This window comes from Streptomyces sp. NTH33, assembly GCF_003236365.1.
Lineage (GTDB): Bacteria > Actinomycetota > Actinomycetes > Streptomycetales > Streptomycetaceae > Streptomyces.
Map to the genome: position 1 here is coordinate 1 of NZ_POTZ01000053.1, position 24,986 is coordinate 24,986.

At 73.8% G+C, this 24,986-nt stretch carries 27 protein-coding genes; 12 read left to right on the plus strand and 15 right to left on the minus strand.

Annotated features, from left to right (window positions below):
• A partial coding sequence (locus C1I97_RS08030; protein ID WP_146608180.1) for an MsnO8 family LLM class oxidoreductase occupies window positions 1–650 on the minus strand: 650 nt, incomplete at its 3' end.
• Window positions 651–766: 116 nt separating this feature from the next.
• On the minus strand, window positions 767–1,024 hold the full coding sequence (locus C1I97_RS08035) for a hypothetical protein (RefSeq protein WP_111002530.1): 258 nt from the start codon (window positions 1,022–1,024) through the stop codon (window positions 767–769).
• Window positions 1,025–1,101: 77 nt separating this feature from the next.
• On the opposite strand from C1I97_RS08035, the gene C1I97_RS08040 reads away from it, so the two are divergent.
• Window positions 1,102–1,593, plus strand: a complete 492-nt coding sequence (locus C1I97_RS08040; RefSeq protein ID WP_111002531.1) for a phosphatase domain-containing protein — start codon at window positions 1,102–1,104, stop codon at window positions 1,591–1,593.
• 79 nt (window positions 1,594–1,672) lie between these two features.
• On the opposite strand, the gene C1I97_RS08045 is transcribed toward C1I97_RS08040, so the two are convergent.
• Window positions 1,673–1,888, minus strand: a complete 216-nt coding sequence (locus tag C1I97_RS08045) for a dodecin (RefSeq protein WP_111002532.1) — start codon at window positions 1,886–1,888, stop codon at window positions 1,673–1,675.
• Between the two features lie 252 nt (window positions 1,889–2,140).
• Here C1I97_RS08045 and C1I97_RS08050 point away from each other — a divergent pair, with 252 nt between their 5' ends.
• Window positions 2,141–3,397 carry an extracellular solute-binding protein gene (locus C1I97_RS08050; RefSeq protein ID WP_111002533.1) on the plus strand — a complete coding sequence of 419 codons (1,257 nt, stop codon included), beginning with the start codon at window positions 2,141–2,143 and terminating at the stop codon, window positions 3,395–3,397.
• An 89-nt stretch (window positions 3,398–3,486) separates the two neighbouring features.
• Here C1I97_RS08050 and egtD read toward each other — a convergent pair whose 3' ends face one another.
• The 6 genes from egtD to C1I97_RS08080 form a co-directional block, all read right to left on the minus strand.
• Window positions 3,487–4,449 (minus strand): L-histidine N(alpha)-methyltransferase, encoded by a 963-nt coding sequence (gene egtD / locus C1I97_RS08055; RefSeq protein ID WP_111002534.1) that lies wholly within the window; start codon window positions 4,447–4,449, stop codon window positions 3,487–3,489.
• Window positions 4,446–5,237 (minus strand): ergothioneine biosynthesis protein EgtC, encoded by a 792-nt coding sequence (gene egtC / locus C1I97_RS08060; protein ID WP_111002535.1) that lies wholly within the window; start codon window positions 5,235–5,237, stop codon window positions 4,446–4,448. Before egtC ends, egtD begins: the two co-directional genes overlap by 4 nt.
• The gene (gene egtB / locus C1I97_RS08065) at window positions 5,237–6,553 is read right to left on the minus strand and encodes an ergothioneine biosynthesis protein EgtB (protein WP_111002536.1); all 1,317 of its coding nucleotides are present in this window, start codon (window positions 6,551–6,553) and stop codon (window positions 5,237–5,239) included. The genes egtC and egtB overlap by 1 nt, the downstream gene beginning before the upstream one ends.
• Window positions 6,550–7,851: an ergothioneine biosynthesis glutamate--cysteine ligase EgtA gene (egtA, locus tag C1I97_RS08070; RefSeq protein ID WP_111002537.1), complete on the minus strand. Its 1,302-nt coding sequence runs from the start codon at window positions 7,849–7,851 to the stop codon at window positions 6,550–6,552. The genes egtB and egtA overlap by 4 nt, the downstream gene beginning before the upstream one ends.
• Before the next feature lie 206 nt (window positions 7,852–8,057).
• Window positions 8,058–8,573, minus strand: a complete 516-nt coding sequence (locus tag C1I97_RS08075; protein ID WP_111002538.1) for a type II toxin-antitoxin system PemK/MazF family toxin — start codon at window positions 8,571–8,573, stop codon at window positions 8,058–8,060.
• 114 nt (window positions 8,574–8,687) lie between these two features.
• Entirely contained in the window at window positions 8,688–9,104 is a 417-nt protein-coding gene (locus tag C1I97_RS08080; protein WP_111002539.1) for a cupin domain-containing protein, read from the minus strand.
• Window positions 9,105–9,205: 101 nt separating this feature from the next.
• On the opposite strand from C1I97_RS08080, the gene C1I97_RS08085 reads away from it, so the two are divergent.
• Window positions 9,206–9,886, plus strand: a complete 681-nt coding sequence (locus tag C1I97_RS08085; protein WP_111002540.1) for a helix-turn-helix transcriptional regulator — start codon at window positions 9,206–9,208, stop codon at window positions 9,884–9,886.
• Between the two features lie 25 nt (window positions 9,887–9,911).
• Window positions 9,912–10,340, plus strand: coding sequence for a hypothetical protein (locus tag C1I97_RS08090; protein WP_111002541.1), 429 nt, complete (start codon window positions 9,912–9,914; stop codon window positions 10,338–10,340).
• 287 nt (window positions 10,341–10,627) lie between these two features.
• Here C1I97_RS08090 and C1I97_RS08095 read toward each other — a convergent pair whose 3' ends face one another.
• On the minus strand, window positions 10,628–12,721 hold the full coding sequence (locus C1I97_RS08095; RefSeq protein WP_111002542.1) for a SpoIIE family protein phosphatase: 2,094 nt from the start codon (window positions 12,719–12,721) through the stop codon (window positions 10,628–10,630).
• Between the two features lie 90 nt (window positions 12,722–12,811).
• A complete protein-coding gene (locus tag C1I97_RS08100) occupies window positions 12,812–13,783 on the minus strand; it encodes an alpha/beta hydrolase (RefSeq protein ID WP_111002543.1) in 972 nt (323 codons plus the stop codon).
• Between the two features lie 146 nt (window positions 13,784–13,929).
• On the opposite strand from C1I97_RS08100, the gene C1I97_RS08105 reads away from it, so the two are divergent.
• On the plus strand, window positions 13,930–14,811 hold the full coding sequence (locus C1I97_RS08105; RefSeq protein ID WP_111002544.1) for an LLM class F420-dependent oxidoreductase: 882 nt from the start codon (window positions 13,930–13,932) through the stop codon (window positions 14,809–14,811).
• 59 nt (window positions 14,812–14,870) lie between these two features.
• Here C1I97_RS08105 and C1I97_RS08110 read toward each other — a convergent pair whose 3' ends face one another.
• On the minus strand, window positions 14,871–15,434 hold the full coding sequence (locus tag C1I97_RS08110) for an NAD(P)H-dependent oxidoreductase (protein WP_111002545.1): 564 nt from the start codon (window positions 15,432–15,434) through the stop codon (window positions 14,871–14,873).
• Window positions 15,435–15,551: 117 nt separating this feature from the next.
• Here C1I97_RS08110 and C1I97_RS08115 point away from each other — a divergent pair, with 117 nt between their 5' ends.
• Entirely contained in the window at window positions 15,552–16,220 is a 669-nt protein-coding gene (locus C1I97_RS08115; protein WP_111002551.1) for a TetR/AcrR family transcriptional regulator, read from the plus strand.
• A gap of 97 nt (window positions 16,221–16,317) precedes the next feature.
• On the plus strand, window positions 16,318–17,352 hold the full coding sequence (locus C1I97_RS08120; RefSeq protein WP_111002552.1) for a LacI family DNA-binding transcriptional regulator: 1,035 nt from the start codon (window positions 16,318–16,320) through the stop codon (window positions 17,350–17,352).
• 351 nt (window positions 17,353–17,703) lie between these two features.
• On the opposite strand, the gene trxA is transcribed toward C1I97_RS08120, so the two are convergent.
• Window positions 17,704–18,087, minus strand: coding sequence for a thioredoxin (gene trxA / locus C1I97_RS08125; RefSeq protein ID WP_111002546.1), 384 nt, complete (start codon window positions 18,085–18,087; stop codon window positions 17,704–17,706).
• A 144-nt stretch (window positions 18,088–18,231) separates the two neighbouring features.
• Here trxA and C1I97_RS08130 point away from each other — a divergent pair, with 144 nt between their 5' ends.
• The 3 genes from C1I97_RS08130 (at window position 18,232) to C1I97_RS08145 (ending at window position 21,445) form a co-directional block, all read left to right on the plus strand.
• Window positions 18,232–19,662: a dihydrolipoyl dehydrogenase family protein gene (locus tag C1I97_RS08130; protein ID WP_111002553.1), complete on the plus strand. Its 1,431-nt coding sequence runs from the start codon at window positions 18,232–18,234 to the stop codon at window positions 19,660–19,662.
• A gap of 403 nt (window positions 19,663–20,065) precedes the next feature.
• Window positions 20,066–20,509 carry a BlaI/MecI/CopY family transcriptional regulator gene (locus C1I97_RS08140; RefSeq protein WP_111002547.1) on the plus strand — a complete coding sequence of 148 codons (444 nt, stop codon included), beginning with the start codon at window positions 20,066–20,068 and terminating at the stop codon, window positions 20,507–20,509.
• A 6-nt stretch (window positions 20,510–20,515) separates the two neighbouring features.
• Window positions 20,516–21,445 (plus strand): M56 family metallopeptidase, encoded by a 930-nt coding sequence (locus C1I97_RS08145; protein ID WP_111002548.1) that lies wholly within the window; start codon window positions 20,516–20,518, stop codon window positions 21,443–21,445.
• Window positions 21,446–21,466: 21 nt separating this feature from the next.
• Here C1I97_RS08145 and C1I97_RS08150 read toward each other — a convergent pair whose 3' ends face one another.
• Entirely contained in the window at window positions 21,467–21,757 is a 291-nt protein-coding gene (locus tag C1I97_RS08150; protein WP_111002554.1) for a tetratricopeptide repeat protein, read from the minus strand.
• Window positions 21,758–21,940: 183 nt separating this feature from the next.
• On the opposite strand from C1I97_RS08150, the gene C1I97_RS08155 reads away from it, so the two are divergent.
• Entirely contained in the window at window positions 21,941–22,906 is a 966-nt protein-coding gene (locus C1I97_RS08155) for a pirin family protein (RefSeq protein WP_111002549.1), read from the plus strand.
• A 129-nt stretch (window positions 22,907–23,035) separates the two neighbouring features.
• Window positions 23,036–23,572 carry a hypothetical protein gene (locus tag C1I97_RS08160; protein ID WP_111002550.1) on the plus strand — a complete coding sequence of 179 codons (537 nt, stop codon included), beginning with the start codon at window positions 23,036–23,038 and terminating at the stop codon, window positions 23,570–23,572.
• Here the strand turns inward: C1I97_RS08160 and C1I97_RS08165 are convergent.
• Window positions 23,529–24,446 (minus strand): IS5 family transposase, encoded by a 918-nt coding sequence (locus tag C1I97_RS08165; RefSeq protein WP_220040810.1) that lies wholly within the window; start codon window positions 24,444–24,446, stop codon window positions 23,529–23,531. The genes C1I97_RS08160 and C1I97_RS08165 overlap by 44 nt on opposite strands.
• Between the last annotated feature and the right edge of the window lie 540 nt (window positions 24,447–24,986).

A 24,986-nucleotide genomic window follows, 5' to 3' on the forward strand; every position in this document is an offset into this window, starting at 1 on the left:
CAGGTCTGTGCCCAGGGGGAGGGGCGGAAGGCCGCGCGGTATGTGTCGATGCCGCGCCGGATCTTCTCGCGGTCGCGCAGGTCGCCGATGACCAGGGGGAGGCCCGCCTCGGCGGCGATGGCCGCGCCCTCGTTCAAGGCCAGGACGAAGGGCGGGACCCGCAGGCCCTCGGCGGGGCGGGCGCGGACGCCGGTCGGCGACGTGCCGTCGAACCAGCCGAGGAGCTCGGCCAGCTGCGCCGCGAAGTCCGCTGCCGCGTGCCTGTCGCGGCCCAGGGCCTTGCGTACGCCGTCGGTGAAGCCGACCGAGCGGCCGAGGCCCATGTCGATGCGGCCGGGGTGCAGCGATTCCAGGACGCCGAACTGTTCGGCCACGACCAGAGGCTGGTGGTTGGGGAGCATCACTCCGCCGGTGCCGACCCGGATCGTGGACGTCGCGGCGGCGACCGCGGCGGCCAGTACCGTCGGCGCCGAGCCGGCGACGCCCGGTACGCCGTGGTGCTCCGAGACCCAGAAGCGGTGGTAGCCCAGGGCCTCCGCCTCCCGCGCCAGCCGTATCGTGTCCCGCAGGGCTTCGGCGGGCGGGTGGCCCTCGCGGGTGCGGGAGCGGTCGAGGACGGAGAAGCGGGTGGAGGCGATCAGGGAGCTCACACCCGGTTCAACGCGGGGGCGTCCCCAGGATTCCCGGGGCAGGTTTCCCCGGCGGATCCCTGCGGCGGTCGGCCGGACGGGTTCCGTGGCGGTCGGCCGGACGGGTTCCGTGGCGGTCAGTCGGACGGGCTCCGGAGCGGTCGGCCGGGCGGGTTCCGGGGCTCCGGGCCCCAGTACTCCGGGCCGCCTCCGCGCCAGTCGATGAGCGGGGAGACCGCCACCTCCATCGGGTCGACCTCGAGGCCCGCGCGGTGCAGGAACTCGGCGACGTCCGCGACGCTGTAGGCCAGCCCCAGTATCTCGCCGTTCACGCGCACGCGCCGACCGCCCGTCGGGGAAGGCGGGTGCACGATCACGGGCAGTGGTCCGGACATGTACCCAGCATCGGGCGTGGGCCCCCGGCCCGCATCCGGACGGGGGTCGCTCCATCGCGCTTCATTACGCTGGGACCGTGACGGACAGCAGCAGACGGCCGCTCGCCGTGTTCGACCTGGACAACACCCTCGCCGACACCGCGCACCGGCAGCGGTTCCTCGAGCGCCGGCCCCGCGACTGGGACGCCTTCTTCGCCGCGGCGCCCGCGGACCCGCCGATCGAGCAGGGCGTCGAGCTGCTCCGGAGGAGTGCCGTCGAGTGCGAGATCGTCTATCTCACCGGGCGGCCCGAGCGGTGCCGCCCGGACACGCTGGACTGGCTCGCCGCGCACGGGCTGCCCGAGGGGCGGGTGTACATGCGGCGCGACGCCGACCGCAGGCCGGCGCGCCGCACCAAGCTGGAGGTCCTGCGCCGGCTCGCCCGCGACCGGGAGATCCGTGTCCTCGTGGACGACGACGGGCTGGTGTGCGAGGACGCCGAACGGGCGGGGTTCCACGTCCTGCGCGCCCGCTGGGCGGCCCCGTCGGCCGAGCTGAGGACCGCGCAGGAGTGCGAGGGGCGGACCTGAGCGGCCGCCGCTGCCGGCCCGTGCCCCGGCTCGTGTCCCCCCAGCGCGTCTCCTCGGCTCATGTCCTCAGCGCGTCTCCTCAGCCCGTGTCCTCGATCCGGAAGCCGACCTTCAGGCCCACCTGGTAGTTCTCGATCTGCCCGTTCTCGATCTGGCCCCTGATCTGGGTCACCTCGAACCAATCCAGGTGGCGCAGGGTCTGCGAGGCGCGCGCGATGGCGTTGCGGACGGCCTGGTCGACGCCCTCGTGCGAGCTGCCGACGATCTCCGTGACCCGGTAGACGTGCTCGGGCATGCGGGTGCTCCTCTCGACGGACTGCGGACTGCGTGTGGCGCGCGTCACTCCACCGTGCCGTATGCGGAGGTGGAGCGCGAGGCGTGCGGCCGGTCAGCCGCGCTCCGTGTGATCCCCTCCCCTTGACCCCGGCATTGGTCTGTACCAAGATTCCAGCCACCGGCGCGAGCCCCTGCTCGTTCCCCCCACGTCGGGCCCCTTTCCCTGTGCCTCGGACGCCTTCGTCGCCTCGTACAGAACAGGACCCCCCTCGTGAGACGTCGTCGCCTCCTCGCCCTGCTGTGTTCCTCCGTCTGTCTGATCAGTGCCTGCGGTGTGCTGTCGCGGGACGGCGGGCGGCACACCGTCACCGTGTGGTTGATGAAGGGCAGCGCGTCGGACGACTTCCTGCGCCGCTTCACCGAGGACTTCGAACGCACCCACGGCGACCTGCGCCTCGACATCCGCATCCAGGACTGGACCGGCATCGGCCCGAAGGTGCAGGCCGCCCTCGGGGCGGACTCCCGCGGCGGTGGCCCCGACGTCATCGAGGTCGGCAACACGCAGGTCGCGCAGTACGCCAAGGGCGGCAGGCTGACCAACCTCACCCTGGAGTCGATGCGGGACTGGGGCATGGACGACTGGCTGCCCGGCCTGGCCGAACCCGGGCTGGACAACTCCGCGCAGTACGGCATCCCCTGGTACGCGGCCAACCGGGTCGTCGTCTACCGCAAGGACCTGTTCGAGGAGGCGGGCATCTCCTCCCCGCCGCGCACCCGGGCCGAGTGGATCGCCGCCACCGAGAAGCTCAACACCGGCGGCAACCAGGGCATCTACCTGGCCGGACAGGACTGGTACACGCTCTCCGGCTTCATCTGGGACGAGGGCGGCGACCTCGCCCAGCAGGGCAACGACGCATGGAAGGGCACCCTGGACACCCCCGCCGCGCTGCGCGGCATGGACTTCTACCGGGAGTTGCAGGCGCTCGGCCGGGGCCCGGTCGACGCCGACGAGGAACACCCGCCGCAGGCCGAGGTGTTCGCGGGCGGTCAGGTGGCCCAGATCGTGGCCGTGCCCGGCCTCGCCCGGACCGTCGTGCAGCAGAACCCCGCCCTCAAGGACAAGTTGGGCTTCTTCCCCGTGCCCGGCAGGACCGCCGCCCGGCCGGGCACCGTCTTCACCGGCGGCTCCGACCTCGTCGTGCCCAGGAACACCACCGACCGGGACGGCGCCGTCGCCGTCGTCGCCGCCCTGACCGGCGCCAAGTGGAACACCGACCTGGCCCGCACCATGAACTACGTCCCCAACAAGACGACGCTCGCCGACGCCGTCGCGGGCGAGGAGGGGGTCGCGGCCATGGCGGCGGGCGCCGCGCACGGCCGGGCGACCCCCAACACGGAGCAGTGGGCGGCGGTCGAGGCCGACAACCCCATCAAGGAGTACATGACGAAGGTGCTCTCCGGAGCCGACCCGGCCACCGAGGCCCGCCGCGCCTCACAGCGGATCACCGAGCGACTGGCGCCGGGGTGACGGTGCGGGCCGGGGTAACGGTGCGGGCCGGGGTGACGGCCCGGACCGGGGTGACGGCCCGGAAACAGCGCCCACCCCGGCCGGCGATCTCACCGCACCACGCTCAGCGACAGCGCGAAGCGTCCCTCGCCGTCCGTCCACCACCGCGCCAACTCCAGTCCGGCAGAGGCCAGTTCCTCGCGCACCCCCTCCTTGCGGAACTTCGCCGACACCTCGGTGCGCAGCTCCTCGCCCGCCGCGAAGTCCACGGCGAGACCGAGCGCGGGCACCTTCACGGTCTGCGCGGTGCGCGAGCGCAGCCGCATCTCGATCCACTCCCTGCCGGAGTCCCAGAGCGCCACGTGGTCGAAGGCGTCCGGCTCGAAGTCGGCGCCCAGTTCGCGGTTGACCACGCTCAGGACGTTCTTGTTGAACGCGGCCGTCACCCCGGCCGCGTCGTCGTACGCCCTGACCAGCACCTCCTCGTCCTTGACCAGGTCCGTGCCGAGCAGCAGCGCGTCGCCGGGGCGGAGCAGGGCGCGCACCTGGGTCAGGAATCCGGCGCGTTCGGCGGGCAGCAGGTTGCCGATCGTGCCGCCGAGGAACGCCAGCAGCCGCGGGCCGGGAGTGTCGGGCAGGGTCAGGCCGGCGGTGAAGTCGGCGATCAGCGCGTGCACGCGCAGCCCCGGCCGCTCGGCGGCCAGCGCCCGCCCGGCCTGTTCCAGCGCGGTGCCGCTGACGTCGACGGGGACGTAGGTGTGCAGGCCGGTCAGCGCGTCGATCAGGTAGCGCGTCTTCTCCGAGGAGCCGGAACCCAGTTCGACCAGGGTGCGGGCGGGGAGCGCGACGGCGATCTCGGCGGCGCGGCCGGCGAGGATCTCGCGTTCGGCGCGCGTCGGGTAGTACTCGGGCAGTTCGGTGATCCGCTCGAACAGCTCGCTGCCGTGCGCGTCGTAGAACCACTTCGGCGGCAGCCACTTGGGGGCAGAGGTCAGGCCGTGCAGGACGTCGGCGCGCAGCGCGGCGGCCGTGGAGTCCTCGGGCAGCGTGCGGGTGACATGGAAATCGCTCACGTACGGGGCTCCTCGTATGGGGCGGATGCCAGGTCCTCGGTGAGGTCCTTGAGCGGGGTGAGCAGGACGTCCGTGCGACTCGCCGCGAGCAGGGTGCGGTCGGGGGCCCGGAGCCATCGCGGGTCGTCGTCGTAGGGTTCGGAGGCCACCACCGTGCGGCGGCCGGGTTCGGCCAGGTACCACAGGGTGTCGCCCCAGGCGGTTGCGGTGATCGTCGCGCCGTCGGTGAGCAGCAGGTTGAGCCGCGAGCCGGGGGCCGCCGCGGCGACCTCCAGCACGGTGTCGGCGAGCGCCTGCCCCGCCTCGTCACCGGCCCGCAGCCGGGCCAGCGCCAGCGCCCACACGAGCGCGGAGTCGTTGCGTGCCTCCAGCTCCAGCAGGTCCCGGGGCGGCAGGGTGCGGGACACCGCGGCGAGCGAGTCCGGCCAGCCGGTGACGGCCCCGTTGTGGCTGAACAGCCAGCGGTCCGCGGCGAACGGCGCCGCCGCGGCCTCTGCGTCCGCGCCCGAGAGGGTCGCGTCCCGCACCGCCGCGAGCAGCGCCGTGGTGCGCACCACCCGGGCCAGGTCGGCGAAGGACAGATCGGCCCAGACGGGACCGGCCCGGCGGTAGCGGGCCGGCACCGGGTCGCCCTCGGCGTACCAGCCCACCCCGAAGCCGTCGGCGTTGACCGTCCCGTACCGCTGGTGCCGGGGCGCCCACGCCTGCCGGTACAGGCCGTGGGACGGTTCCACGAGGTGCCGGCCGAGCGGTTCCTCCGGTCCCAGGTACGCCAGGTGACGGCACATCAGGCATCCTCCGAACGGGCCGTGCGGAACCCTGAGAAGATCTGCCGCCGGACCGGGTGGTCCCAGTTGCGGAACGTGCCCCGGCAGGCCACCGGGTCCACGGCGAACGAACCGCCGCGCAGCACCTTGTACTCCGGCCCGAAGAACACCTCCGAGTACTCCTTGTACGGGAACGCGGTGAAGCCCGGGTAGGGGAGGAAGTCGCTCGCCGTCCACTCCCACACGTCCCCGATCAACTGCCGTACGCCGAGCGGTGATTCACCGTCCGGGTAGCTGCCGGCCGGAGCCGGGCGCAGGTGCCGCTGGCCGAGGTTGGCGTGCTGGGGCGCGGGGTCGGCGTCGCCCCACGGGTAGCGCGTGGAGCGGCCGGTGGCCGGGTCGTGGCGGGCCGCCTTCTCCCACTCGGCCTCGGTGGGCAGCCGGCGCCCGGCCCAGCGGGCGTAGGCGTCGGCCTCGTACCAGCACACGTGCAGCACCGGCTCGTCGGGCGGTACGGCCTCGGTGACGCCGAAGCGGCGCCTGAGCCACTGCCCGCCGTCGCACCGCCAGTACAGGGGCGCGGTGATCCCGTGCCGCCGTACGTGGGCCCAGCCGTCCGGTGTCCACCAGCGGGGGTCGGTGTAGCCGCCGTCCTCGACGAACGCGAGGTACGCGCCGTTCGTCACCGGAGTCGTGTCGATCCGGAACGGCGCCACCTCGCGCACGTGCGCGGGCCGTTCGTTGTCCAGCGCCCACGGCTCGGTGGAGGTGCCCATGGTGAACGGGCCGCCGGGGACCAGGACTTCGGCCGGGCCGGTGAACAGCGGCGCCGGGGCCGGGTCGGGCGCGGTCAGGGCCCGCGGGCCCTTGCGGAGCTGATGGGTGATCAGCATGGTCTCGTCGTGCTGCTGTTCGTGCTGCGCGATCATGCCGAAGGCGAAGCCGGCCTCGGTCAGCCGCGTGCCGTGGAAGTCGGTCGACTCCAGCAGGTCCAGCGCCCGGCCGCGCACCTCGGCCGCGTAGGCGCGGGCCTCGTCGGGTGCGAGCAGCGGCAGGGAGGGGCGTTCGGCGCGCGGGTGCTCGAAGGCGTCGTAGAGGCTGTCGATCTCGGGGCGCAGGGCCTCCCGGCCGCCGACCGCCCGCAGCAGCCACAGCTCCTCCTGGTTGCCGATGTGGGCGAGGTCCCACACCAGCGGGGACATCAGGGGCGAGTGCTGGGCGGTGAGGTCGGGGTCCTCCACGCAGGTGGTCAGCAGGGTGGTGCGGTCACGGGCCGTGGTGAGCGAGCGCAGCGCCCGGTCGCGCAGTGCGTCGGCGTCGAGGGCGGGGTCGGTCATGTCGCTGTGTCCTTCCCGTGGGCGCGACCGTCCGTGCCGCGCAGTCGTTCGAGCAGGTCGTCGGCGGGACAGCGGCCCTTGCGGACGTAGCGGTCCTGGAACGCGGCGACGGCGTCCGTGACCTCGGTGGTGGCGCCGAGCCGGGGCAGGGCCTCCAGGGCGGCCGTGAAGCAGGCGACGGCGGCCTCGTGCAGCTCGGGGTCGGCAAGCCCGGTGCGGGCCGCCCCGGTCCACAGCGGGTTGTGCGGCGCGGGCAGCGGCCCGGAGCGCTCGGTGAGCGGCTTGACCGCCCGGTAGGCGGTCTCGGCCGCCTGGGGGTCGTCGAACAGCGCCGCCGTGACCGCGAGCGGCACGATCCACCCGTCCTCGCCGGGCTGCGCGTCGATCATGCGCAGCTCCAGGTGGCCCCGCGGTCTGACCGGCGGGAACAGCGTGGTGAGGTGGTAGTCGAGGTCCTCCCTGGTCGGCGGCCTCGGGCGGCGAGCACGGGCCCACTGCCGAAAGGTCAGCCCCTCCGGCACCTCCCAGGGGCCGTTGTCGCGCCGTACGCACATCACCGGCGCGTCCAGGACGTGCCGGGTCCAGGCGGTGCGCGGAGCGCCGTCCAGCGGGGGAGCGCCGGCCCGGCCGGGGCCGATCTCCGTCCACATCAGCTGCCGGGTGGAGAGCCAGCCGGTGGGCCTCCGGCCCAGCAGCGGGGAGTTGGCGAAGGCGGCCACCAGCACCGCGCCCAGCTGGTGCGCCAGCCACCAGCGGCGCCCGTGGCCGAGCGGGCCGGGCTCCTCGTGGCCGGCGTCCACACACACCTGCACCGACGCCGAGGCGCACATCATGTGCCGCCCGGCCGGGCCGCCGCGGTCCAGGCAGGCCTCCAGGGCGTCGTAGCGCCGCTCGCGCAGGAACCTGCGGGGAGTGTGCCAGGGGTCGTGGCCGAGGCCGACGAGACGGAGGCCGCCTTGGGCCAGTACGGCGCGGACGGCGTCGAGATCCGCGGAGACGGTGCCGATGCACTCCATCAGGGAGGCGGCGGGCGGCGAGCTCAGCTCCAGCTGGCCGCCGGGTTCGACGGTGAGCGCCGACCTCAGGGGCACGGTCCGCAGTGCGGCGTAGGCCGCTTCGAGACGTTCGGGTGTCACGGGGAGCCGCGGTGTGCGCAGCTCGTGGACGAGCCATTCCACTTCGACGCCGAGACGGCGGGGCGGTCCGGTCTTGAAACAGATGCCGTTGACCAGGGCCTCGGCCTCGGCTTCGGTGACGGCTGTACGGGGGCCCGTACAGCCACTTGCCGAATCGGACATGTCAGGATCCTCCTGCGATTCCAGCACGTCACCGGCCCGGGTCGGTGGGCCGGGCCGGCGTCACACCGTCCCAGCCAAAACCCTCCGACCGATCCGCACAAGGGTACAGATCGTGACAATCCTGGCGCCGAATCGCCTGATTCGCGACTCCGGAGGCGCGCGGCCCGGCCCCGGCGGGCGGTCCGCCGGGGCCCTTGGAACCGGTCCTAGGCCCAGCCGTAGCGCTCCCGCAGCCGGTGTATGACGAGGTTGAAGCGCATGCGGTCCAGCGCGCACGCCTCGCGGCGCATGCCGTCCTCGTGCAGGCGCAGCACCCGGTCGACGTCCACCCAGGAGTCCCGGCCCGAGCGGTCCCAGGGCCCGTTCCCGATCGCCACCCACCGGGGCAAGCCCCGGCTCCGCTGGAGCGGCTGCGCCGCGCCCCCTGTTGCGCCGTCGTGCGCCCTGCTGGACAGTTGCACGGCGAGGAACGTGCCGGCGGCCTCCCGCGCCACCACCAGCACCGGACGGTCCTTGCCCCGGCCGTCGTTCTCCTCGAAGGGCACCCAGGTCCAGACGATCTCACCGGGGTCCGGGTCGCCGTCGTGCGCGGGCGTGTACTCGGTGCGCACCGGGCCGACCCGGCGGGGGTCGGCCTCGGTGGTGGCGGTGGGGCCGTACCGGCCGGGAACGTTCTCGTCGGTGGAGTCGGTGGAGTCGGGGAAGTTGCTGAAGGCAGTCACGGAGGGAACCCTAGAACGTCCCCCGGAGCGCGCCGACTTCGGGCGTACGGTGCTCGACCCGCGTACGGCCGGGGGCGGGTGCCGCACCGGTCGCCGGAGGCGGGTGCCGGCCGGTCAGGAGGCGTCGTCGCGGCGACGGATCCACATGCCGGGGCGGCGGCGGTGGACGGTGAGGTAGGCCAGTCCGTCCTCGCCGGCGGTGAGGCTGCGCGTGGAGCCGTGCGGCAGCCAGACCGCCACGCCCTCGTCCAGTCGCCGCGGCTCGTCGCCGGTGCCCGCGCCGAGTACGCCGCTGCCCGCGACGACGAACAGCAGGACGTCCAGGTCCGGTTCGCGGTGCGGTGCGACGCTTTTCCCCGGCGCCAGGCGCACGACGTTCGCGTCGAGCTGGCGTCCGGGCTCGTCCAGCTTCCACAGCACACCGGCCGGTACCGGCGGAGCGTCGGCCAGGGCCCGGGCGTCGCACAGGACCCGCGGTTCCGGCTCCGCCCCGTCGGCCGGCCCGGTGCCGCGCGCGGAAGGCGATGTCATGGCGCACCCCTCTTTCGTCCGGGCCTCGTCCCGGGCCTACGATTATTACATGTAGGATTCGTGAAAAACCGACCGCCGCAGGTGAAATGAGGTGACTGGACGTGACCGTCCCACGGGAGAGCCCCCGCCGCCGCGAGGTGCTGGACGTGCTGCGCGCCGCCGCCCGTCCGCTGGGCGTCGCGGAGGCGGCCGAGCGGATCGGGGTCCACCCCAACACCGTCCGTTTCCACCTGGACGCCCTGGTGGCCGAGAGCCTGGTCGTACGGCAGGTCGAGGCACCCTCGGGACCCGGCCGCCCCCGTACCGTCTACGCCCCCCGGCCCGGCATGGACCGCAGGGGGACGCGCAGTTACCGGCTCCTGGCGCAGATCCTGCTCGGGCAGCTGGCCTCCCAGGGCCCCGGGGCGCGGGAGGCCGCGACGGAGGCGGGCCGCGCGTGGGGCGGCTTCCTGGTCGACCCGCTGCCGCCCTCGCAGCAGCCGACGGCCGAGCGCTCGGCGGCCCGGCTCGTCGCCCTGCTGGACGACCTGGGCTTCGCCCCCGAACCCGAGGGCGGCGGCGCCGGGAAGGCGCCGGAGCGGATCCGGCTGCGGCATTGCCCCTTCCTCGAACTGGCCGAAGAATACGGACAGTTGGTATGCCCGGTCCATCTGGGGCTGATGCAGGGGGCGTTGGCCGAACTGCGCGCCCCGCTGGCCGCGACCGGTCTGGAGCCGTTCGCCGAACCCGACTCCTGCCTGGCCCACTTGGCCGCCCGCCCGAGCGAGGCACCCGCCGCGTGACACGACCGAAAGGCAACGCATCGACATGAACACCACGTCGGCCGCCCTGGCGAGCGCGGTCACCTTCGTCTGGCTCGGCATGGTGCTGGCCATCTCCTTCCTGGAGGCCCCGCTGAAGTTCCGCGCCCCCGGCGTGACCATCCCCGTCGGGCTGGGCATCGGCCGGCTGGTCTTCCGGGCGCTGAACCTGGTGGAGACGGTGCTGGCCGTCGTCATGATCGTCGCGGTCGCCGTGGGCGCGGCCCCGGCGTCGGTCGTCGGACTCACCGCGGCCGTGGCCGCGGTGCTCCTCGCCCAGCTGGTCTTCGTCCGCCCCCGGCTGAACCGCAGGTCCGACCGGGTCCTGGCCGGCGAGGAGGGCCCCCGCTCCCGCGGCCACCTGGCCTACGTGGCCCTCGAACTGGCCAAGGTCGGCATCCTGATCGCGCTGGGCGTCTGCCTCGTGTCGGTGTGACCGCCCGGCAGGACGACGCCGGCGGGGCAGGACGGGGGTGTGTCCCGGCAGGCCCGGTCGGCGACCGGGCCTGCCGGCTGTTCGGCACTCCGGCATCCGCCGGGCGGAGCCCCCCGCCCCCGCCGCGAGGCCGAGGCGGTGACAGGGCCGAGGCGGTGACAGGGGAAGCCGCGGAACTCGTGCGGCCGGGGGAGTCGCGACCGCGACCGCCACAGAGCGCACGGCGACCGCCGACCGGGCGGCCGAAGAGTTCACGTCGCCGCCGCTCAACGCCCGCAGGGACCCGCTCAGCCCGCCGCGGCCGGCAGGCGGGCGGCGAGGAGGGCGATGTCGTCGCCGCTGACCGTGGACGCCTCCCGCAGGAGGTCGTCGCAGAACGCGCTCAGGGGCGCGCGGGCCAGCGCGGCCGCGCGCCGGCGCAGGCGTTCGAGCCCCTGGTCCAGGTGCTCGGCCGGCCGCTCGACCAGGCCGTCGGTGTAGAGCAGGACGGTGCTGCCGGGCTCCAGGGGCTCGGCGGCACTGGCGCGCGGAAGGCCGTCGGGCTTGAGCCCGCCGAGCATGACGTCCTGGGCGCCCTCCAGGAACCGGGCCCGGCCGTCGGCGGTGACCAGCAGCGGCGGCGGGTGCCCGGCGACGCTGTAGCCGAGCCGCCGGCCACCGCCCGCGGCCTCCTCGATCCTGGCGTAGACGCACGTGGCCAGGCACTCCTCGGGGCCCAGCAGCCGGGTGGCCCTGTCGAGCCGGCGCAGTACGTCCCCTGGGGGCTCCCGCCGGTCGACGGCGATGCCGCGCAGCATGTTGCGCATCTTGCTCATGGTGACGGACGCCTGCAGATCGTGGCCGGAGACGTCGCCGATGATCAGCGCGGTGGCGCCGTCGGGGATCACGAAGGAGTCGTACCAGTCGCCGCCGACCTCGTTCGCGGCGGTGCTGGGCGCGTAGCGGGCCACGATGTCCACCCCGGGCACTTCTGGAGGGTCGCTCAGCAGGCCTTCCTGCAGGGCGAGGGCGACACGTCGGGTGCGCTGCAGCTCCAGCATCCGGCCGAAGGCAGGCGCGGTCCGGTCGAGGACCTCCTCGGCCAGGGAGATCTCCTCCGGGTCGAAGGGGTCACGGTCCGCGGCGTACAGGGCGACGACCGCCTGGATCTCGCCGAGCACGGCCACCGGCAGCAGGGCGACCTCCCGTATCCCGGCGGCCCGCGCCCATGCCGCCGCCCCCGGCGGCACGTCGGTGTCGGTGAGGCCGGCGGGACCGACGCGGCGCAGGACGGTACGCCCCTGCCGTACCGCATGGTCGAACGGGCCGCCCGGAAGCGCGCCCCGCAGCCTCCCGTCGGGTGGGAAGGACGGCAGGCGGGGGCCGGTCACCGTGGCGACGTGCGTGGTCATCAGCGGACCGGCCGCCTGCGGACGTACGCCTTCGGGCAGCAGGTAGGCGCCGCACGCGTCCGCCGGCTCGGGCACGACGACACGCCCCAGCGCCTCCAGTACCGACTCGAGCCGGCCGGGCCCGGACACCGCCATCGACGCCCGGCCGAGCAGGTCGTTGCGCCGCTCGCGCAGCCACTGGTCCTCGATGTCGGCGCAGGCGCCCACCCACTCGGTGACGCCGCCGTGCTCGCGGACCGGCACGACCCGCAGCGCACAGTGCCGGTAGGTGCCGTCCCGGTGCCGTATCCGGTAGCGGTGCTCGAACAGGTCCGGCTCCGTGCGCACCGCCCGGTGCCAGTCCTCGGCGAGCCCGGCCCGGTCCCGTGGGTGGGCGCTGTCCAGCCAGCCCGACCCGAGCAGTTCGTCCCCGGGCATGCCGGTGACCCGGCGCCACCCGGAGCTGAGCTGGACCACCTGCCCCTCGGGGTCGGCCACCCACACCATCTGGGCACTCACCGCGACCAGACTCTGGTAGCGGAGCAGGGCGCGCCGCCGCTGTTCCGCCTGCTCGTGGGCGGCCTCCTTGGCGGTCACCTCACCGGTGACGTCCACGAGTACCACCAGTACCCCGTGGTCCCCGGGACCCGTCGGCTCACCGGGTGGGATCTGCAGGGCCGAGCGCGACAGGCTGATGTTGAACCACCGGTCACGGATCACTCCCCGCTCGTCCCGCAGGGTCATCGGGCTCTGCGGGCCGATGACGACCGGCTCACCCGTTTTGTAGACGGTGTCCATGAGCTGAAAGATCTGCTGCTGCTTCAGGTCGGTGAGCAGCTGCCGGGCCGGGACACCGTACTGACGGGCACCGAAGAGGCGCCGATAGGTGTCGTTGGTGTAGACCAGGACATGCTCCGGCCCGCGGCACAGGGCCACGGCCACCGGTGCGGGGTTGAAGACGGTCAGGTCGGGGAAGGTGATCGGCTCGTCGCTGTGCGGATCGTCGTTCATGCCGGCCGCCCTCTCGCCTGTTTCGCCCGGCCCGGGTACCCCGTTTCGGACGCGCGACCGAGTCCGGGCCCGGATGCGCGAGGGGCCTGCTCACCTCCCCAGAAGCCTGCGCAGCCAGTCCAGCCGGTCCGTGTGGGCGGCCCGGGACAGGGCCGCCCCGGGGGCGAGGGCGTCGAAGCCGTGGAAGCCGCCGGGCCAGACGTGGAGCTCGGCGACGCCGCCGGCCTGCCAGATGCGGGAGGCGTAGGTGACGACCTCGTCGCGGAAGGTCTCCGCGGAGCCGACGTCGAGGAAGGCCGGGGGCAGGCCGGAGAGGTCCGCGGCACGGGCGGGGGCGGCGTACGGCGGCACGCCGGGTCCGCCGCGCCGGTCGCCGAGCAGTGCCGTCCACGCGGTCTCGTTCGCCGTGCGGTCCCAGAGGCCGACGCCCGCCATCTGGTGGGCGGACGGCGTGTCGTTGCGGTCGTCGAGCATCGGGGACATCAGCATCTGGCCGAACGGCCGCGGTCCGCCGCGGTCCCGCAGCAGCAGGGCCAGCGCGGCGGTCAGACCGCCGCCCGCACTGGTGCCCGCGATGACGACGCGCTCCGGGTCGCCGCCGAGTTCCCCGGCGTGCTCCGCCGTCCACAGCAGGCCCGTGTACACGTCCTCGACCGGCGCGGGGTGCGGATGCTCGGGCGCCAGCCGGTACTCCACCGACACCACGACCGCGCCCAGCTCCTTCGCCCAGGCCAGCGCCGTGTCCACGCCGAGCCGGTTGTTCCCGACGACGAGGCCGCCGCCGTGCACGTAGTACAGGACGGGCCGCGCCGCACCGCCCGGCGCAGTGGTGGGCCGGCAGACCAGCAGCGGGACGCCGGGCGCGCCCCCGGGCCCCGGCACCGTACGGTCCTCCACCGCGAAGGCACCGTCCATGGTCAGGTCCGGCCCGGCCGCCGCGCCGAGGGCGAGGGCCTGCCGGGCGGCCCGGATGTCCTGCGGGGTCAGACCCGGCCGTACGTCCTCCACGGCATCCAGCGCGGCGGCGAGCTCGGGGTCGAACGGGGGCGGGGCCTGGGTCATGGGCGTCTCCTCGTACGGGGAAGCGGCCGCTCGTGCGGCCGTTCCCCGTGTACCCACCCGGACCCGGCGGCGGTCCTCGACCTGGAGCGCGCTCGAGGAACTAGCGTCGTAACAGTCGGTGAAGGCCCTCGGAGAGGGAGACGGACATGCGGGTCGGCGTGCACATCAACCGCTTCGGCCACCCGGGCGGCGCGCCCGCCCTCGGTGCCGAACTGGCCGCCGCGGGTCAGGCGGCCGAGGCGGCCGGGCTGAGCTGGATCTCGGTCATGGACCACTACTTCCAGATGGAGTTCAACGGCGGCGCCGAGGCCCCGATGCTGGAGGCCTACACCACCCTGGGCTTCCTGGCCGGGCAGACCTCCACGGTGCGGCTGGGCGCCCTGGTGACCGGAGTGACGTACCGGCACCCCGGGCTGCTCGCCAAGATCGCCACCACGCTCGACGTGCTGTCCGGCGGCCGGGCCGTGCTCGGCCTCGGGGCGGCCTGGTACGAGCGTGAGCACCACGGTCTCGGCGTGCCGTACCCGCCGCTCGCCGAGCGCTTCGAGCGGCTGGAGGAGACGCTGCGGATCTGCTTGCGGATGTGGGACCCGTTCGACGACGGCCCCTTCGAGGGCAGGCACTACCGGCTGGCCGAGACCCTGTGCGTGCCGCCGCCGGTGAGCTCTCCCCGCCCGGAGATCATGGTCGGCGGCGGTGGGGAGAGGAAGACGCTGCGCCTGGTCGCCCAGTACGCCGACGCGTGCAACCTGATCCCCTCCTCGCCGCAGGAGCTGCGGCACAAACTGGAGGTGCTGCGCGGGCACTGCGACAGCGTGGGGCGCGACTACGACGGCATCCGCAAAACGTTCGTGTACACGGGCGAGGCGGCGACCGGGGAGAACCTGGACGCGCTGCTGCGCGACCTGGAGGGGTACGCCGGGCTCGGCGTCGACACCGTGATCCTCGCCCCGCGCGTCGGGGAGCCGGCCGGGTGGATCGACCGTTTCGCCTCCCGGGCCGTCAGGCGCCTGGCGGAGCTGGACTGAGAGGTGGTGCGAGCGCGTCGGGGGCGGAGCCCGGGCAGGCTCCGGCCCCGACGGGTGGCTCAGGCGGCCGCCGCGTCGCCGGCCTGGCCCTGCAGCCGGGTGACGACCTCGGTGAGCTGCGCGGCGACCTCGGCGTCGTCGACCGGGTGGGTCTCGGCGAAGCGGGTCACGGAGCCGGGGATGGACAGCTTGATGTCCTCGACCACCTTGCCGCCGGCGATGCCCGCGGCCTTGCGGGCCTCGTCCTGCGCCCACACGCCGCCGTACTGGCCGAAGGCGGTGCCGATGACGGCGACGGGCTTGCCGGAGATGGCGCCGGCGCCGTAGGGGCGGGACAGCCAGTCGATGGCGTTCTTCAGCACGGCCGGCATGGTGCCGTTGTACTCGGGCGAGAAGAGCAGGAAGGCGTCGGCGGCCTGAGCGGCCTCGCGCAGCTGGGCGGCGGCGGCCGGCACGCCGCCCTCGACGTCGACGTCCTCGTTGTAGAACGGGATGTCGGCCAGGCCCTCGTACAGCACGACCTCGGCGCCCGCCGGGGCGAGCTTCACCGCGGCCTCGGCGAGCTGACGGTTGTGCGAACCGACGCGGAGGCTGCCGACGAGCGCGAGGATGCGAACAGACATGGGGGCTCCATTGGGGGGAGACAGGGCGATAATGAAGCGGACCGGGGTCCGCTTAAATTTCTAGCAGAACAACCGGACCGCGGTCCAGTTTTCTTCCCCATGCCTTACGCTGTCCTCATGTCCCGCGTCCTGCCGCCCTTCACCGAGCCTCAGGAGCCCCAGAAGCCTGTGGCGACGCCCGTGTTGCTCGACATCGGCACCGGTGGGGACGAGCCCGGCCTGCGGGCCGACGCGGCCCGCAACCGCGCCCGGCTGCTGGACGCCGCCGCGCGGCTGGTGGCGGAGCACGGCGCGGCCGGCGTCACGATGGAGGCGGTGGCCGCGGCCGCCCAGGTGGGCAAGGGCACGGTCTTCCGCCGCTTCGGCGACCGCACCGGCCTGCTGACCGCGCTGCTGGACCACTCCGAGAGGAAGTTCCAGGCGGCCTTCCTCAGCGGCGAGCCCCCGATGGGTCCCGGCGCGCCGCCCGTGGAGCGGCTGCGGGCCTTCGGCTGCGCCGCACTGCGCCGCGCCGCCGACGACCTGGAACTGCAACTGGCGGCCGAACCCTGCCCGGACCGCCGCTACGTCGTGCCGCCCCGCCGGGTCCGCCACGCCCACGTCGTGATGCTGCTGCGGCAGGCGGCCCCGGACGCCGACAGCGAACTCCTCGCCCACACGCTGATGGGATACCTCGACCCCCCTCTCATCCACCACCTGACCAAGCAGTGCCGGATGCCGATGGAGCGGCTGCAGGCCGGCTGGTACGACCTGGTCGCCCGGGTCACCCGCACCGCGCGGGAGTAGTGGGCCCCATGCCGTTTGGGTTTCAACTTCGGCTGGGCTTCCGGTAGTTGACCCTCCTGACGGGTAGTCCGCGGCTTCTGCCAAGATGCGGTACGTCATGGTGCAGATACCGAAACCCGCCGCGCCCCCGCCGCCCGTACCGCGCTCGGTGCCCACGAGCGCCGACGTGGCCCGGCTGGCCGGCGTCTCGCGCGCGACCGTCTCCTACGTCCTGAACAACACCGGGGCCGTACGCATCAGCGAGCCCACCCGCCGCCGCGTCCACAAGGCCGCCGAGGAGCTCGGGTACGTGCCGCACGCGGCGGCCCGCAGCCTGCGCGCGGGGCACAGCCGTATGGTCCTGATGCCCGCCCCGTCCGCTCCGGCCGGCGCGCTCTACGGCCGGTTCCTGAACGAACTCCAGGGGGCGCTCGGCCGCCTCGACTACACCGTCGTCCAGCACGGCACCGCCGGCCCGCACGGCGACGAGGCCGCCCGGGCCTGGGCGGAACTGCGGCCGGTCGCCGTCCTGGTGCCCGGCTCGGGGCTCGGCCCCCGGGGCGTCGCGGTGCTCAAGCGCTCCGGCGCCCGGGCCGTGGTCACCCTCGGCCCCGAGGCCGTCGAGGGCGCCCACGCCCTGCTCATGGACCACGAGAGCGTGGGCCACGCGGCCGGCGCCCACCTGTACGAGCGCGGCCGGCGGCGCATCGGCGTGGTCGTGCCCGAGGAGAGCGGCCTGGAGGTGTTCTCCCGCCCACGCCTGGCGGGCGTGCGACGGGCCCTGGAGGGCACCGGCGCCTACGTCACCGAACTGCCCCTCGGCTACGACGAGGACCGCGCGGCCCGCCTCGCCGCCCGCTGGCGCGACCTCGGCCTGGACGCGGTGTTCGCCTACAACGACGAGTACGCGATGCTGCTGATGCGCGCCCTGCAGGACGAGGGCTTGCGCATCCCCGAGGAGACGGCCGTGATCGGCGCCGACGACCTCATGCTCGGCCGGCTGCTGCGGCCCCGGCTGAGCACCGTCCACACCGACCTGCCCTCGGTCCGCGACCTCGCCGAACTGGTCGACCGCGCCGTACGCGACCCCGGCGCCCCGCCCGAGAGACACCCGGTGCTGGGCGCGCGGGTGATCCACCGCGAGTCCAGCTGAGCGGCCCCACCGGGCGCTCTGCCACCGCATGCCGGCCGCTCTGCCACCGCATGCCGGCCGCTCTGCCACCGCATGCCGGCCGCTCTGCCACCGCATCGAGCCCTGTCGCCGCGTTCCCGCCGTCCGCCCGGAGGACGGGCCGCGCGGCGTCCGTCATGGAAGCCCCCCTGCTCATGGGGATGCCCCCCTCTGCTCATGGAGTTCCCCTGTTGCTCATGGGGTTCCCCTGTTCGAGCGGAGTCGAGAACCTGGGGGAGAAGCCGAGAGCTCGGGGAGTGCGTGCCCGGGGGCACCTCCCCGCCGCCGGGCCGGGGGAGCGTCGCGCGGCGGGCGGGAGTTCGACGAGGGGACCTAGCCCTGCTGCCCGCCCTGTGCCTGCTGCTCGGCGACCGCCTTGCGGACCTCTTCCATGTCCAGCCTGCGGGCCTGCCCGATCACGTCCGCGAGCGCGGCCTCGGGCAGCGCGCCCGGCTGCGCGAACACCGCCACCTGGTCCCGGACGATCATCAGCGTCGGAATGGACTGGATCCCGAAGGCCGCCGCCAGCTCCGGCTGAGCCTCGGTGTCCACCTTGCCGAACACCAGGTCCGGGTTGTCCTCGGCCGCCTTCTCGTAGACCGGGGCGAACTGACGGCACGGCCCGCACCAGGAGGCCCAGAAGTCGATGAGAACGAACTCGTTCTCGGTGACCATCTGGTCGAAGTTCTCCTTGGTGAGCTCCACGGTGCTGCTCATGGCGTGTTCCTTCTTCCTGGTGGCTTTCCTGGTGGGGGCTTCCCGGTGCGGGACGAGGCCGTCGGCACAACAGGGCCGACCCTACGGGTATTCCGCGCACGTACCCATGTGGCCACCGCGCACACCACCCACCAGACTGACCCCATGACGGAAACGGAAACCATCGCGTACGACGTCGTGGTGCTGGGTGCCGGACCCGTGGGCGAGAACGTGGCCGACCGCACCCGCGCGGCCGGACTGTCCACCGCGATCGTGGAGAGCGAACTGGTCGGCGGCGAGTGCTCGTACTGGGCGTGCATGCCCAGCAAGGCCCTGCTGCGCCCGGTCATCGCCCGCGCCGACGCCCGCCGTCTGCCCGGCCTGAGCCAGGCGGCGCAGGGCCCTCTGGACGCCGCCGCGGTGTTCGCCCGCCGGGACGAGTACACCTCCCACTGGCACGACGACGGGCAGGTGCGGTGGCTGGACGGCATCGGCGCCGACCTGTACCGCGGGCGGGGCCGGCTGGCGGGCAGGCGTACGGTCACGGTCACCGGCGCCGACGGGGAGGTCAGGACGCTGACCGCGCGGCACGCCGTCGCCGTCTGCACCGGAACCCGTGCCAAGCTGCCCGGCCTGCCCGGCCTCGACGAGGTCGGGCCGTGGACCAGCCGCGAGGCCACCAGCGCCGAGGAGGTGCCGGAGCGGCTGATCGTGGTCGGCGGCGGTGTCGTCGCCACCGAGATGGCCACCGCCTTCCAGGCCCTCGGCTCCCAGGTCACCGTCCTGGTCCGCGGCAAGGGGCTGCTGTCCCGCATGGAGCCCTTCGCCGGCGAACTGGTCGCCGAGGCCCTCACCGACGCGGGCGCCGACATCCGTACCGGCACCGCGGTGGAGTCGGTGACCCGCGAGAACGGCACCGTGGTGGCCGTGACCGGCGGCGGCGACCGCTTCGAGGCCGACGAGATCCTCTTCGCCACCGGGCGCGCTCCGCGCACCGACGACATCGGCCTGGAGACCGTGGGCCTGGAGCCCGGCTCCTGGCTCTCCGTCGACGACACCCTGCGGGTCGAGGGCAGCACCTGGCTGTACGCGTGCGGCGATGTCAACCACCGCGCCCTGCTCACCCACCAGGGCAAGTACCAGGCCCGGATCGCGGGCGACGCCATCGGCGCCCGCGCGGCGGGCGCGCCCCTCTTGGAGACGGACCCGTGGGGCGCCCACGCCGCCACCGCCGACCACCACGCCGTTCCCCAGGTCGTCTTCACCGACCCGGAGGCCGCCGCTGTGGGCCTCTCCCTCGCCGAGGCCGAACAGGCCGGTCACCGCGTCCGCGCCGTCGACGTCGACCTCTCCTCGGTCGCCGGCGCGTCCCTGTACGGCGACGGCTACCGCGGCCGCGCCCGCATGGTCGTCGACCTCGACGAGGAGATCCTGCGCGGCGTCACCTTCGTCGGCCCCGGCGTCGGCGAACTGCTCCACTCGGCGTCCGTCGCCGTCGCCGGGCAGGTTCCGGTCGAGCGGCTGTGGCACGCGGTGCCGTCGTACCCGACGATCAGCGAGGTGTGGCTGCGGCTGCTGGAGGCGTACCGGGGCTGACGGCCGGCCTCCGCGGCAGGCGGCGGCGCGGGTCCGGGCCCGCTCGCGCAGAGGACCTCGCGCCGGGGCGGTACGGCCCCGCCGTCCGACCCGCGTGACACGGCCGTCGCCCTCGGACGCCCGTGCCGCTGCCGGCATCCCGCCCGCCGCGTTCCTAGCCGCCGAAGTCGTACCCGTCGTACCCGGCGGGATCGCCCGCCGGCGGGGGAGGGGCGGCGGAGCCACGGCGCCGCGCCCGGCCGGGGCCGCCCTGGTCCCTGCTGGATCCGCCCCGGGTCCGGCTGGGACCGTCCTGGCCCCTGCTGGATCCGCCCCGGCCCCGGCAGGGACGCGAAGACCCGCGGGGGCGCCGCCGGTGTGAAGTAGCGTGGTGCGACACGCCGACGCCGGAAGGAGGACGGACATGACCACGCCACACCGGCGGGCCCGGCGCAGGCAGGGCGAGCTGGAGGGCCAGGTCCTCGGCGCGCTGCGCGAGGCGGACGGTCCGGTCACCGCGGCCTGGGTGCAGGAACGGCTCGGCGGCGACCTCGCCTACACCACCGTGGTCACCATCCTGACCCGCCTGCTCGCCAAGGACGTCGTCTCCCGCGAGCGCCGGGGTCGCTCCTTCGTGTGGACGCCGACCGCCGACGTGGCACGGCTCGCGGCGCTGCGGATGCGCCGCCTGCTGGACGGCGAACGCGACCGCGAGGCGGTCCTGACCAGCTTCGTCACCGCGCTTCCGCCCGACGACGAGCAGGTGCTGCGCGCACTGCTGGAGACCGCGGACGCACAGGGGCCGGAGGGGCGGACGAGCCGCGGGAACACCGCGCCACCCACGGCGGACGGCGGTACGGAACACTGACGCCCCATGGGGCTCTTCGTCTTCCTGCCACTGGTGCTGCCGCTGTCCGCCTGGCCGGTGGCGCGCCTGGCCGAACTGCACCTCCACCCGCGTACCGCGACCCGGCTGCTGACCTGGGTGGCCGCCGTCATGGCCGGATGCAGCACGTTGTGCCTCGCCCTGCTCATGGTCGTCGGCACCGCGCAGCTGCCGGGCAACCCGCTTCCGGACGGCTGGGCCGACCCCGAGGTCAGGGCCGCCGTCCCGCACGACGGTGTCGCGGGCGGCGCGGCGATCCCCGCCCTGGGACTGGTCGCGGCGGCGTGCGGGCGCACCCTGTGGCGCCACCGGCGGGTGACCCGGCGCGCCCGGCGGGCCCTGGCCGGACTGCGCGGCGCCCCGGTCGCCGTCCTGCCCGACGCCACGCCGTACGCCTACGCCCTCCCGGGCGCCCCCGGCAGGATCGTCGTCACCACCGCACTGCTCGGCGGCCTCGCCCCGGCCGAACGACGCGCCCTGTTCGCGCACGAACGCGCCCACCTGGCGGCCCGTCACCACCGCCACCTGCTCGCCGTCCACCTGGCGGCCCGCGCCAACCCCTTCCTGCGGCCGCTGCGCTCCGCCGTCGTCTACACCGCCGAGCGCTGGGCCGACGAGGAGGCGGCCCGCGTGGTGGGCGACCGGCGCGTGGTCGCGCGGGCGATCGGCAAGGCGGCCCTGCTGTCGTCCGCCGCGCCCACGCCCACCCTCGCCGCGCTGGCCGCCACCGGGCCGGTGCCGCGCCGGGTCGCCGCCCTGCTGGCACCGGCGCCCGCCGTCCGCCGCTGGCCGCCGGTCTTCACGGCGATCGGCGCCGCGGTCTGGGGCGCCGCCGCGGGCGCGGTGGTCTCGGCGATGTCCTCGGCGAACTCGGCGGTCACCCTGTTCCTGATCCTCCGTGCGGCAACGCCCCTCTGACGCCCCGCTCCCGCGTTCGGCTCACACGCCCGGGAAGTCGCCGGCGAGGGCGGAGGCGATGCGCAGATGCGTCTCGGCCTCCGCGTGGCGCCCCTGGCGCTCGAGGGTCCGGCCCAGCATCAGCCGGGCGTAGTGCTCCACCGGGTCACGCTCGACGATGACACGCAACTCGGCTTCGGCGCGCCGAAGTTGGGCCGAGTGGTAGTAGGCGCGCGCCAGCAGCAGCCGAGGCCCGGTCTGCTCCGGCACCTCCTCGGCCAGCTCCGCCAGCACCCGCGCCGCACCGGCGTAGTCACGGGCGTCGAAGAACATCCGGGCGCGGTCCCAGCGCTCGGCCGGGGTCCCGTGGTCGTAGTACGTCTCGGCCGTCTCCACTCGCGGCCTCCTTCCTGGTCCTTCCCGCCCGACAACGGACCCCGTTGGTTTAATATTCCACTACTTTCGGGGCTCCGTCGGAACGACCCCACGGAACTGAAGGGGACTAGGTTGGACGGCATGAGCAATCTTGATCGCGAGGCGGTTCCCGCGGTGTGCGGCGGCCGCGGCTTCGTGGTGGCGGAACCCGTGCGTGAACTCCTCAGCCCCCGGCGCGTCAAGCTCGGCGAGTCCACCGAGGTGCGCCGGCTGCTGCCGAACCTGGGACGCCGCATGGTGGGTGCCTGGTGCTTCGTCGATCACTACGGCCCCGACGACATCGCCGACGAGCCCGGCATGCAGGTGCCCCCGCACCCGCACATGGGCCTGCAGACGGTGAGCTGGCTGCACGAGGGCGAGGTGCTGCACCGCGACTCGACCGGCAGCCTGCAGCTGATCCGGTCGGGCGAACTGGGCCTGATGACCTCCGGCCGGGCCATCAGCCACTCCGAGGAGAGCCCCAGGTCCCACGCCCGCTTCCTGCACGGCGCCCAGCTGTGGGTCGCCCTTCCGGAGGCCCACCGCCACACCGACCCGCACTTCGAGCACCACGCCGAACTGCCCACCGTCACGGCACCGGGTCTGACGGCCACCCTGATCCTGGGCGACCTCGACGGCGCGACCTCACCGGGAACGGCGTACACCCCGATCACCGGCGCGGACCTGGCCCTGACCCGCGGCGCGGACGTACGCCTCCCCCTGGACCCGGACTTCGAGTACGCCGTGCTCTCCATGTCCGGCGAGGCCCATGTCGACGGCGTCCCCGTCCTGCCCGGCTCGATGCTCTACCTCGGCTGCGGCCGCACCGAACTCCCCCTGCGCGCCGAGTCGGACGCGGGCCTGATGCTCCTGGGCGGCGAGCCGTTCGAGGAGGAGCTGATCATGTTCTGGAACTGGATCGGACGGTCGCAGGAGGAGATCGCACAGGCCCGCCGGGACTGGATGGAAGGGACACGGTTCGGTGAGGTGAAGGGGTACGACGGCGCTCCGCTGCCCGCTCCGGAGCTCCCGCCGGTCCCGCTGAAACCACGGGGAAGGGTGCGCTGACCTTCGGAAACGCCTGAGAAGCTGTTGTCTTTCCGGGCTTGAGGACGGCGTTTTCGCTGGTCGGGCATAGGGGCGGCGATCTGGTGGGAGTGGTGGCCTGTCGTGTCGTCGTTCCCGTGGAGGTCGTGGATGCCGTCGGTGGTGGGGTTGCTGGAACAGCACGAGCTCGCTGCCCGTCGCCGTGTGGACGAGCTGCGGGAGGAGGCCGACCGCATCCAGGCCGAGTTGGCCGCGGCCGAGCAGGAGTGGCAGGAGTGGGCGATCGCCCGCAGGCGGGTCGATACGGTGCTGGCCCCGGACCGCGGCAACACCATCGACATGGAGGTCACCGGGGGTCTGCGGGACGCGGACACGCGGTCGGCGGCCGGGGATGCGGCGAAGCCGAAGTCGCAGGTGCCGGTGTGGCATGAGGGGCTGGCCTGGTCGGTGCTGTCGGTGGACTACCAGCGCATCCTGCAGGTCCTCGCCGATCGGGTCCGGCTCCATCAAGGACCGCTGACCTGCCAGGAGATGGCCGCCACCTTCGGTATGGACGTGGTGCCGGCGCGGGTGGAGGCGCTGCGGTCGAAGGCGAAACGCCTGGTCGCGCGCGGCTGGCTGGCCGAGCCGGCGCCGGGCCGGTTCACGCTGGCTGCGGGCGTGTCCGGGCCAGGCGGCGGGTCATGAGCAGGGTCATCGACCAGTAGACCATCGCCTCGGCGCTGGTGGTGCGGCGTTCGAAGTCGCGGACCAGGCGGCGACTTCGCATCAGGTGGGCGAAGAGGCGTTCCACGATCCACCGCTTGGGCAGCACGACGAAGCCGCGGATGTCGTCGCTGCGCTTGACGATCGCCAGGACCAGGGCGAGCCTGGCCAGGCAGTGCTCGACGAGGCTGCCGGTGTAGCCGCCGTCGGCCCAGATGAGGGCGAGGCGGTGGTGCGCGTCGGCCACCTGCGCCAGCAGGACCTGGGCGGCGGTGCGGTCCCCGACATCCGCGGCGGTGACCATCACGCCCAGCAGCAGGCCGAGCGTGTCGGCCACGACGTGCCGCTTGCGCCCGTTGACCAGCTTGCCGCCGTCGAAGCCGCGGCTGTCCGCGCCGACGACGGCGTCTGCCTTGACCGACTGCGAGTCGATCACCCCGGCCGTCGGCTCCGCGTCCCGCCCCAGCTTCTCGCGCACCCGGCCGCGCAGCCGGTCGTGGAACTCCTTGACCAGGGCGTGGTCGCGCCAGCGGCGGAAGAAGGCGTATACCCGGTCCCACGGCGGGAAGTCAGCGGGCATCGCCCGCCACTTGATTCCGTTGTCCACGAGATAGCGGATTGCATCCAGCATCGCCCGGTGGCAATAGCCCTCGGGCCGGCCGCCCCGGCCTTGCATCCAGCCCGGCACCGGCAGCAGCGGCCGGACCTCGGCCCACTCCGCGTCCGTCATGTCCGTCGGGTACCGGCGCTGCCGCTCGGGCCCGTCGGCCGCGTTGCCGTACACGTGCGCGAGGCACTCACACGATGGAGCAGCCGAGTTGGACTCGTCCGGCACCAGCACGGAAGACTGTGACAACAGGGCCTCCTGATGCTCGTATGGATTCGACACCCATGAGCTGTGCAGGAGGCCCTACCTTCATGCCCTCACCCCGGCAGGATCACCCAACCGGGAACCCGCGTTCGAAAGCCGCCGCTCAAGATCGAAAAGACAACAGCTTCTAAACGGGACTACGAGTTCTTGGCAGGCTCGCCGAACCGCTTTCTCGACGACGCTGAGGGGATGGCCGTCGCCGCGTTCCGTCTGCTTGCCTACCAGAGCGGCCCAGCAAGCCGCTGGCTCTTCTACCTCGGCAGCCAATTGCACCGCGCCTTGATCACTCTGGCTGATCGCTCTCGAGCACCCTCCCCGACCTGCGGCGATCTCCAACAGTGGGCGAGCCAGGCCGGTCTGCTGCCGTAAGAGCCTGCTGGAGGCAGGCACGCTCCAACTGAACCGCCCCGGTTCGAATGGAGACTCGATTTCATGAAAGGATCGAGTCATGGCACGACCTTCCCGTTACCCGCTTGAGCTCCGCCGCCGCGCGGTGCGCATGGTCGCCGAGGTGCGCGACGACTA